This window comes from Actinoplanes sp. NPDC051851 (assembly GCF_040681165.1).
Lineage (GTDB): Bacteria > Actinomycetota > Actinomycetes > Mycobacteriales > Micromonosporaceae > Actinoplanes.
Genome location: NZ_JBFAYF010000087.1, coordinates 17668 through 27113, shown reverse-complemented (window position 1 = coordinate 27113; position 9446 = coordinate 17668). Strand labels below are relative to the sequence as shown.

The 9446-nt window shown below is 71.5% G+C and carries 11 protein-coding genes; all 11 read right to left on the bottom strand.

Features of this window, described 5'->3' with window-relative positions; genetic code table 11:
• Positions 1 to 88: 88 nt before the first annotated feature.
• Genes AB0M08_RS43175 through AB0M08_RS43125 form a run of 11 tightly spaced genes read right to left on the bottom strand, consistent with a single transcriptional unit; the run spans position 89 to position 9332 of the window.
• Positions 89 to 844: an ABC transporter ATP-binding protein gene (locus tag AB0M08_RS43175; RefSeq protein ID WP_364506779.1), complete on the bottom strand. Its 756-nt coding sequence runs from the start codon at positions 842 to 844 to the stop codon at positions 89 to 91.
• Between the two features lie 49 nt (positions 845 to 893).
• On the bottom strand, positions 894 to 1724 hold the full coding sequence (locus tag AB0M08_RS43170; protein WP_364506776.1) for an ABC transporter permease: 831 nt from the start codon (positions 1722 to 1724) through the stop codon (positions 894 to 896).
• Positions 1721 to 2647, bottom strand: coding sequence for an aliphatic sulfonate ABC transporter substrate-binding protein (locus AB0M08_RS43165; RefSeq protein ID WP_364506773.1), 927 nt, complete (start codon positions 2645 to 2647; stop codon positions 1721 to 1723). Before AB0M08_RS43165 ends, AB0M08_RS43170 begins: the two co-directional genes overlap by 4 nt.
• Before the next feature lie 39 nt (positions 2648 to 2686).
• On the bottom strand, positions 2687 to 4072 hold the full coding sequence (locus tag AB0M08_RS43160) for an LLM class flavin-dependent oxidoreductase (protein ID WP_364506771.1): 1386 nt from the start codon (positions 4070 to 4072) through the stop codon (positions 2687 to 2689).
• Positions 4057 to 4644 (bottom strand): dephospho-CoA kinase, encoded by a 588-nt coding sequence (locus AB0M08_RS43155; RefSeq protein WP_364506769.1) that lies wholly within the window; start codon positions 4642 to 4644, stop codon positions 4057 to 4059. Before AB0M08_RS43155 ends, AB0M08_RS43160 begins: the two co-directional genes overlap by 16 nt.
• Positions 4641 to 5015 carry a PPOX class F420-dependent oxidoreductase gene (locus AB0M08_RS43150; RefSeq protein ID WP_364506766.1) on the bottom strand — a complete coding sequence of 125 codons (375 nt, stop codon included), beginning with the start codon at positions 5013 to 5015 and terminating at the stop codon, positions 4641 to 4643. The genes AB0M08_RS43155 and AB0M08_RS43150 overlap by 4 nt, the downstream gene beginning before the upstream one ends.
• Positions 5016 to 5050: 35 nt before the next feature.
• On the bottom strand, positions 5051 to 5920 hold the full coding sequence (locus tag AB0M08_RS43145) for a rhodanese-like domain-containing protein (protein ID WP_364506763.1): 870 nt from the start codon (positions 5918 to 5920) through the stop codon (positions 5051 to 5053).
• Entirely contained in the window at positions 5917 to 6846 is a 930-nt protein-coding gene (locus AB0M08_RS43140; RefSeq protein WP_364506760.1) for an ABC transporter substrate-binding protein, read from the bottom strand. Before AB0M08_RS43140 ends, AB0M08_RS43145 begins: the two co-directional genes overlap by 4 nt.
• Complete coding sequence (locus tag AB0M08_RS43135) at positions 6843 to 7577, bottom strand: ABC transporter ATP-binding protein (protein WP_364506757.1); 735 nt, start codon at positions 7575 to 7577, stop codon at positions 6843 to 6845. Before AB0M08_RS43135 ends, AB0M08_RS43140 begins: the two co-directional genes overlap by 4 nt.
• Positions 7564 to 8313, bottom strand: coding sequence for an ABC transporter permease (locus AB0M08_RS43130; RefSeq protein WP_364506755.1), 750 nt, complete (start codon positions 8311 to 8313; stop codon positions 7564 to 7566). The genes AB0M08_RS43135 and AB0M08_RS43130 overlap by 14 nt, the downstream gene beginning before the upstream one ends.
• Positions 8310 to 9332, bottom strand: a complete 1023-nt coding sequence (locus AB0M08_RS43125; protein WP_364506753.1) for an ABC transporter substrate-binding protein — start codon at positions 9330 to 9332, stop codon at positions 8310 to 8312. Before AB0M08_RS43125 ends, AB0M08_RS43130 begins: the two co-directional genes overlap by 4 nt.
• Between the last annotated feature and the right edge of the window lie 114 nt (positions 9333 to 9446).

Below are 9446 nucleotides of genomic sequence, written 5' to 3'. Positions count from 1 at the left end.
GCGGCCACGCGGGCGGCGGGCGGCGGGCGGCGGGCGGCGGGCGGCGGGCGGCGGGCGGCGGGCGGCGGGCGGCGGGCGGCCGAGTCGGTCACGCGGGCAGGGGGACGCCGAGCCGGGTGAGGAGGTGGCGGCGCAGGTCGCCGAAGCCAGGGCGGTCCGGGGCGCGCGGGCGGTCGAGCGGGATGGCCAGCTCGGTGGTGATCCGGCCGCCGTCGAGGATCAGGGCGCGGTCGGCCAGCAGCAGGGCCTCGTCGACGTCGTGGGTGACCAGCAGGGCGGCGAAGCCGTGCCGGGAGCGCAGGCGGCCGAAGAGGTCCTGCATGCGCAGCCGGGTGAGCGCGTCCAGGGCACCGAACGGCTCGTCGAGCAGCAGGACCGACGGTTCGCGGGCGAGCGCGCGGGCGAACGCCACCCGCTGGGCCTGACCGCCGGAGAGCTCGGCCGGCCAGGCACGCTCCCGGTCGGCGAGGCCCACCTCGGCGAGCGCGTCCCGGCAGCGGTCCAGGGCGCCGGGGACAGCGGAGCGGAAGAGGGGGAACGCGCCGGAACGGGGGCGAGGCTGCGCGCCGGGGACGCCGAGGCGGACGTTGTCGAGCACCCGCTTCCAGGGCAGCAGGCGGTGCTCCTGGAAGACCACGCCGTGCCGGGCCGGGACCGCGTAGTCGCCGGTCGCCTCGGCGTCCAGGCCGGCCAGCACCCGCAGCAGGGTGCTCTTGCCGGAGCCGCTGCCGCCGAGTAGCGCGACCACCTCGCCGGCCCCGACGGTCAGGTCGACGCCGTCCAGCACCCGGACGGCACCGAACGCGCGGCGGACACCGGCGGCGACGATGACCGGCGCGGTCATGACGCCCGCGATCCGGGCCCGGTCATGCCGCCCGCAGTCCACGGCGCGGTCATGATGCCCGTAGTCCGTAGCGCCAGGCGAGAGCCCGGTGCTCGACGGCGCGCAGGAGGACGTCGGAGATCAGCCCCAGGGTGGCGTACACGAAAAGGCCGAGAACCACGACGTCGGTCTGGCTGAACTCGCGGGCCTCCATCATCAGGAAGCCGATCCCGGCCTGCGTGTTGGTCTGCTCGCCGACGACCAGGCTCAGCCACGCGGCGCCGATCGCGAGCCGCAGGCCGAGCAGGAGCGACGGGAGCGCCCCGGGGAGCACCACGTGCCGGATCCGCGCCCAGGTGCCGAGTCCGCAGGTCCGCGCGGCCTCCACCAGCCGTTCGTCGAGGTCCCGGATGCCGGCGTACGTGTTGAAGTAGAGCGGGAAGAACGCGCCCAGGGCGACCAGGGTGATCTTCATGGACTCACCGATGCCGACCCAGATGATCAGCAGCGGGACCAGCGCGAGGTGCGGCAGCATCCGGGCCATCTGGACCGGCGGGTCGATCAGGTCGTCGCCGCGGCGCAGCAGGCCGGCGAGCGCGCCCAGCACCAGCGCGAGACCGCCGCCGATCAGCAGGCCGAGGGCGGCGCGGCCGAGCGAGGTCAGCAGGTTCTCGCCGAGCGTACCGTCGGCCGCGAGCCGCCATCCGGTGCGCAGTACGGCGCTCGGTGCGGGCAGCTTCTCCTCCGGGATCAGCCCGGCGCGCGACCCGGCCTCCCAGATCAGCAGCAGTGCGACCGGGCTGACCAGGCGCTGCCGGCGCAGCCGCCGGACACGGGACGGAGCGGGCGCGGTGGCGGCATCGTCGGCGGCCTCGACGTCCGGCGCGGCGACGACGGTCACGGCGCGCTCCCGGCGAACCGGGTGTCGATCAGCGCCCGCATGTCGACGCTGCCCGGGATCAGCTCCAGCTCGGTGAACCCGTCGGCGATCCCCTGCAACTCCTCGCCGATCTCCGCGGTGACCGGGGTGAACGGTTGCGCCGCGCGGGCCAGGGCCCGCTTCGTGGTCGCCTCGTCGATCTTCAACTCCGGCGCCAGGATCCGGGCGCGTTCGTCCGGGTTGGCGATCCCCCAGGCCGTCGTCTTCTCGTACGCGGCAAGGAAGCTCTTGATCTTCTCGGTCTTCTGTTCCGCGGCGTCCTTCGAGACCAGTACGTATTCGCGGTTGTTGACGAGTCCGGTCGCGTCGGCCAGCACCTGCACGCCGGGCTGCTCGGCGAGCGCGAAGTACGGATCCCAGATCACCCAGGCGTCGATCTGGTCGTTGTCGAAGGCGGGCCGCCCCTCGGCCGGTTTGAGGTACTTGACCTGGACGTCGTCGAGCGTCATCCCGTTGGCCTCGAGGAGCTCGACCAGCAGCCAGTGCACGTTGGAGCCCTTGTTCAGGGCGATCGTCCGGCCGCGCAGGTCCGCGAAGGTCCGGTACCCGCGGCTCGCCTTGACCAGCACCGCCTCGCTCTTCGGCGAGGGGGCGCCGGTCGCGGCGATCACGAACGGCGTCTTCGCGGCGGCCGCGAAGATCGGCGGCGCCTCCCCGGTCTGACCGATGTCGATCGCACCGGCCTTGAGCGCCTCGGTGAGCGCCGGCCCACTGTCGAAGAGCGACCAGGTGACGTCCGGCGCGTCGCCGCGCGCCTTGAGCAGGCTCAGCCCGCCGAAGCGCTGGTAGCCGACGCGCAGTGGGCTCTCGCTCTCGCCGCAGCCGGTGAGGGCACCGGCCGCGGCCAGGATCAGGGCGGCGATCAGGGCAAGGGAGCGACGCATGTCAATGAGTCTATCTTGCCCATAGGATTTGTCGACAGGCTAGAATTTGTGGGCGGCCGCCGGGCGGCCGCCGGGCGGCCGCCGGGTGGTCGGCGGGTGGTCGGCGGGGATCCGGGTGACGCCCGGCCCGTAGAAGTGCTCGCGCAGCGTGGACCCCTCGTACTCGCTCCGGACCAGCCCGCGCCGCTGCAGCTCGGGCACGGCCAGGTCGACGAAGTCGCGGAAGGTCACCGGCGGCACCGGGTCGGCGATGTTGAAGCCGTCGACCCCGGATTCCGACGCCCAGCGCTCCAGCTCGTCGGCGACGGTGGCCGGGCTGCCCACGATCACCGGGCCGCCGCCGCCCACCCCGACGAACTCGGCGATCGCCCGCGGCGTCCACGTGCGGGACGGGTCGAGCGTGGTGAAGAGCTCGACCATGCCGCGGATGCCGTCGGTCTCCACGTACTCCAGGGGCTTGTCCAGGTCGAGCGCGGAGAGGTCGATGTGCATCAGCGCGCTCCACCGGGCCAGGGCGCCCTCCACGCTGGCGTACCGCTGGTAGTCGGCGAGCTTCGCGTGCGCCTCGGCGTCGGTCTCGGCCACGATCACGGTGGCGATCGCGAAGAACTTCAGCGAGGACGGGTCCCGCCCGGCGGCGGCCGCCTCGGCCCGGACCCCGGTGACCAGCTGACGGGCCATCGACGGCAGGTACGCGGAGAGGAAGACCCCCTCGGCGTGCCGGCCCGCGAACGCCCGGCCCACCCGGGACGTGCCGGCCTGGTAGAGCACCGGGGTACGCAGGATGCCCGGCTCGGAGAGCGCGATGCCGGGCACCCGGTAGTGCACGCCGTCGTGCTCGATCGGGCGTACCCGGGAGGGATCCACGAAGACGTCGCCCCGGCGCACCACGGCGTCGTCCGCCCAGCTGCCCTCCCAGAGCTTGTAGACGACCTCCATGAACTCCTCGGCCTTGGCGTACCGCTCGTCGTGCCCGAGCTGCTTCTCGAGCCCGAGGTTGCGGGCCGCGCTGTCCAGCGCCGACGTCACGATGTTCCAGCCGATCCGGCCCCTGGTCAGGTGGTCCAGCGTGGTCATCTTGCGGGCGAAGGCGTACGGGAGCTCGTACGTGGAGGAGACCGTCACCGAGAAGCCCAGATGTTCCGTCGCCGCGGCCATCGCGCTGATCGGCAGCAGCGGGTCGTCGGTCGGCGTCTGGATGCCGTCCCGCAGCGCCGCGTCGGCACTGCCCCGGTAGACGTCGAGCGGCCCGAGCGCGTCCGCCACGAAGAGCGCGTCGAACCGTCCCCGCTCCAGGATCTTCGCGGTCTCCACCCAGTAGTCGAGATCCCGGTACCGGTGGGCCTGGCTGTCCGGGTGCCGCCACAGCCCGATCGCCGTGTGCCCGACGGTGGACTGCCGCAGCCCGTTCAGCCGGATACGCATGCCGTGTCTCCCGGTTCCTCGTTCTCGATGATCAGCCCGGCGTGCTCCCGGACCTGCTCGGCCGCGTAGAACGCGTCCTCGTGCGCCGCCCATCGCCGCCAGTGCGGCGCATAGGTCTCCCCGTCCCTGGCCAGGGCGCGCCGCTTGCGCACCGTCGTGGGGCTCTCCACCCAGACCAGACCGCTCAGGTACGTCCGGAGCAGGGCACCCCCGGCCCCCACCCCCTCCACCACGAGCCACTCGCCGTCGGGGACGGGGTGCTCCTCCGCGTAGTGGTGCGCCGCCCAGTCCCACCGCCGCCAGACCGCTCGCTCCCCGGCCGTCAGCGGGGCCAGCACCCACTCGTGGAGCACCTCCACGCCGCGGCCGAGCCCGTCCCACCCGGCGTAGAGGTGGTCCATCTGGATCAGCGGCGCACCCAGGCGCTCGGCCACCGCCGTGGCGAGGGTGGTCTTCCCGGAGCCGGAGCGCCCCTCGATCGCGAGCACCCGCCGCTCCCCCGCCGACGGTTTCTGATCACGGGCCCAGGCCACCACCCGGTCGGTGGACGCGGCCAGCCAGTCGCCGGTCATCCGACGTGCAGCACCCGGTGCGGGGTGATCCGCAGGACCACCCGATCCACCTCCTGCGCCGGATCGACGACCACGTGGGCCGCCCCGGTGTACCGCCGCGCCAGCGCGTCGATCAGCGCGTGTGCGTCCTCGCCGGTGACCCGGGCGGTGCCGCGGATCTCCGCGTAGCGGGCGGGCCTGAGCCGATCGTGCAGCAGCACGGTGACCCGCGGATCCCGCCGGATGTTGCGCACCTTCCGCCGCCCGGCCTTGGTCGCCATCAGCAGATCGTCCCCGTCCCGCGCCACCCACATCACGGAGAGCTGCGCCTCCCCGCCCGCCTCCACGGTCGACAGCACCGCGAACTCCGGTCGGTCCACCAGCTCCCGCACCGCCTCCCACGCAGGACCTAGCTCAGCCCGGGTGCTCACCCGCCGCGTCCGAGCTCCAGCGGCAGCGACGGGTCCGCCGACCACTCCTCCAGCGACCCGTCGTAGATCGCCACGTCACCCCGGCCCACGGCGGCGAGCGCCAGCGCGACCACGGTGGCCGAGATCCCGCCACCGCAGTAGACCCAGACCGGCGCCGGGTCCTCGGCCAGCCCGCCGAGCGCCGCCCGCAGCTCCTCCGCCGGCAGGAACAGCCCGTCGGCCCCGGTCAGCGACCGCGCCGGAAGGTTCCCGCTGCCCGGGATGTGCCCCCGGCGCGAGTACCGGGTCGGCACCTCCCCGGCATACGCCTCGGGGTTGAGCGCGCAGACCACGGTCGCGTCCTTCTCCCCGGCCATCCACGCGGCCAGGTCCTCCTTACCGACCCAGCGCCCGTCCCGCTCCCGCACCGTCAGCGGGCCGGCGTCCACCGGTGCCCCGGCGGGGCCGGCCGACACGGGGAGACCGGCGGACTGCCAGGCCGCGAAACCACCGTCGAGGACGGACGCCTCGACGCCGAGCCAGTCCAGCAGGTACCAGAGGCGGGCCGCCCAGAGGCCACCGTTGCGGTCGTAGGTGACCACCGGGACGCCGTCCCGGACGCCCAGCGACGACAGGGCCGCCACCAGGGCGGACGGGGACGGCACCGCGAAGTGGAACGGCGCCGCCGGGTCGCTGAGCAGGTGGAGCAGGTCGGCGTGGCGGGAGCCCGGGATGTGCTCGCGCTCCCACCCGGCCAGCCCGGTCGACGACGTGTGGTCGCCGTCGTGCTTCGCCGGGGCGAGCTCCACCGTGGCGTCGAGCACGAGGACCTCGGCCTTGCGACGGCGTACGTCGAGAAGCTCTGCCGAGATGATCGGAGCGGTCATCGCGGCACCGCCGTGAGCCGCGGCGACGTCGCGGAGGGGACCACGGCCCGGCGCCAGTCGAAGTCGTCCGGGAGGATGCCGTTGCCGGCGAGCCAGGCGGTGTACGGCGTCATCAGGTCCTCGCGGATCTCGCCCCAGCGATCGCCGTCCCACCAGGTCGGCGCGATCAGGCCGAGCGAGCGGGCCAGGATGTCGCGGGAGAAGTACGGGATGACCCGGTCCAGCACGTCCAGCGTCGCGGCCGGATCGTCGGTGGCCGCGCGGTACCCCCGGGCCGTCGCCTCCAGGAACGCCTCCAGCAGCCCGTCGTCGGTGAGCGCCGGGCCCTTGCCGAGCAGGTAGCTGTGGTACGGCGGAGCGCCGATCTCGTCCACCGGCCAGACGATCCGCTGGTCGCCGGGGAGCTGGGCGAAGAGCGCGTCCCAGGCCCAGTACCCGCCGAACGTGGCGTCCACCTCGCCGGCCGCGATGTCGTCCACGCTCAGCTCGCGGTACCTGCTGTCGACCAGCACCACCGCGTCCGGGTCGCCGCCGTCCGCGGTGACCAGGTGCCGGACCATGGCCAGGCCGCGCGGGGTCGGGTTGAGCGCGAGCCGCTTGCCGGCCAGGTCGCGCGGGCGGGCGATACCCCGGCCGGTGATCGTCTGGATGGTCTCCATGCCCCGGTGGTTGATCGAGGCGACGCCGTGCAACGGCTGACCGGCGGCGCTGCGCACCAGCAGCCGGTTGGTCGGGAAGACGCCGAGGTGCACCTCGCCGCGGGCCAGGTGCTCCAGGGTGTCACCGCGCAGCGCGTCGAACGTGGTCAGCTCGACGTCCAGGCCCGCGTCCCGGTACCAGCCGTTGTGGCTGGCGACGTAGAGACCGGCGGCGTTGGTCCACGGGTGGAAGTACTCGAGCATCACGCGTACGTGGGTGAGGGTCATCGCGGTGTACCTGTCATCAGATCGGTGAGCCGGCGGCGGAGTTTCACGAAGGAGGGGTCGTCGACCACCTCGTCGCGCCGGGGACGGTCGAAGGGGACGGTGATCTTCTCGACGACCGTGGCCGGGCGGTGGGAGAAGGCGTACACCGTGTCGGAGAGGAGGAGGGCCTCCTCGATGTTGTGGGTGACGAAGAGGACCGCCCGCCGGTTGGCCTCCCAGATGTCGAGGAGCCAGCGGTGCATCTCGGCGCGGGTCATTGCGTCCAGGGCGCTGAACGGCTCGTCGAGGCAGAGGAGTTCCTGGTCGGAGATGAGCGCCCGGAGGAAGGCGACACGCTGCTGCATGCCGCCCGAAAGCTGGTGGGGGTAGGACTTCGCGAACTGCTCCAGTCCGACTTTGCCCAGCCATTCACGGGCGAGGGTCAAGTCCGATTTACCAGATATTTCACGTGCAACTACGACATTCTTTTCGATCGTACGCCAGGGCATGAGCGCCGGCTGCTGCGGCATATATCCGATTTTTCCGCGCTTAACCGGCTCGTTGTTGATCTCGATCGATCCAGAGGTCGGCGTGAGGACGCCGCCGATCAAGTGGAACAGGGTGCTTTTGCCGCTGCCGCTGGGCCCGACGATCGAGACGAACTCGCCTTCCTGGACCGAAATGTCAATATTTTTCAGGACTTCTAGGTCTTTGAAGCTGTGGTTCAACCCGCGGATCTCAAGAGCGCTCACGACGCACCACCAGCCTCTCCACCAGCAGGACCAGCCCGAACACCACCAGCGCCAGGACGATCACGATGCCGATCGCCACGAACAACCGGTCCGCCCGGAACGCCGACTTCTGGATGATCATGTAGTGGCCGATGCCCCGCTCGCTGCCGAGCCACTCCGAGATGATCGCCCCGAACACGCTGTACGTCGCCGCGATCTTCAGCCCGCTGAACATCGTCGGCAGCGCGTTCGGCCACTGCAGCTTGGTGAAGAGCTGCCCCCGGCTCGCCCCGCTCATCAGCAGGTAGTCCGCGATCCGCGGGTCACTGCGCCCCAGCCCGTCCAGCGTCGCCACCGCCACCGGGAAGAAGCAGACCAGGATGATCACCACGATCTTCGGCGCCAGCCCGAACCCGAGCCAGACCACCAGCAGCGGTGCGATCGCGATGGTCGGCACGTTCTGGCTGATCACCAGCAGCGGGTAGACCGCCGCCCGGAGGAACGGCACCAGGTGCAGCACCACCGCGATCAGCAGCCCGGCCGCGACGCCCGCACCGAAGCCGTACAGCGTGAGCTCCGCGGTGGCCAGGGTGTGTGTGGTCAGCACCTCGCGCTGTTCGACCGCGGCGGCCCAGATGTCCGTCGGGCTGGGCAGCAGCCACCTGTCGATCCCACTCGCCACCGTGTAGGCCTCCCACCCGGCGATCAGCAGGATCAGCGTGATCGCCGGGGGAAGGACCTTTTTGAAGCCGGTCACGCCGTCGGCAGGAAATCGTTGGTGTACGCCTTGGACGCGTCGACCTGCGTACTCAAGACCTTCTGATCGAAGAGCCACTGGGAGAAGTCGGTCCAGACGGTGTCCTTCTGCTCACCCCAGCGGGCGGCGTCGTCCTGATATTTCGGGCTCAGCCACTCCTGGCTCTTCTTGACGAGATCCGCGTCGAGGTCGGGCGCGGCCTTGAGCAGGATCTCCGCCGACTCGGCCGCGTTCTTCGCGGCGTAGGTGTAGCCCTCGGAGACCGCGGCGACGAACGACTTCACCAGCTCCGGGTTGCTGGAGATCTGCTTCTCGTTGGTGATCAGGATCGGGGTGTAGAAGTCCAGCGCCGCGTCGTAGTCCTTGACGTACTGGATGTTGAGCGGGGTGTCCTTGAGCTCGGCGTTGACACCGTCCCAGCCGTAGAAGATCCACTCGAAGTCGATCCCCTTCTTGGTGGCGGTGAGGAAGTCCGCCTCGCCGACGTTCACCACCTTGACCTTCTCCGGGTCACCGCCGTCCGCCTTGACCAGCGTCTTCAGCAGCGGCTCCTCGATCGCGCCGCCCCATCCGCCGTACGTCTTCCCGACGTACTGCGCGGGCCGGGTGATGCCCTTGCTCGCCGGCGACGCGAACCCGGAGGTGTTGTGCTGGATGATCGCGGCGATCGACACCAGGCCGGCCCCCTCGGCACGGGCCTGGGTGAGCGCCTCCTGCGCGCTGATCGCGAACGGGATCTTGTCGGCGGCCACCAGCGAGTTGGCGTCCGAGTCGCCCGGCTGGACGATCTCCACGTCCAGGCCGTGCGCCTCGAAGTAGCCCTTCGACTGGGCCACGTAGAGACCGGTGTGGTTGGTGTTGGGCGTCCAGTCCAGCGAGACGGTGACCTTCTGCAGGGCCTGTCCGCTGGAGCCGACCGAGGGCTCGTCGTCGTCCTTGCCACAGGCCGCGGCGACCAGGGCCACGGAGGCGGCGGCCAGGGTGGTCAGGGCGCGACGCCGGCTGATGGGGTTATTCATGGGGGCGGTGTCTTTCCGTTGCGGTGGATACCGCACGGAACCTATGCGCCCGGCGGCCACGTTCACCAGGGATTAGTGACCCGCATTACATACTGTTCCCACATATCAGACTGA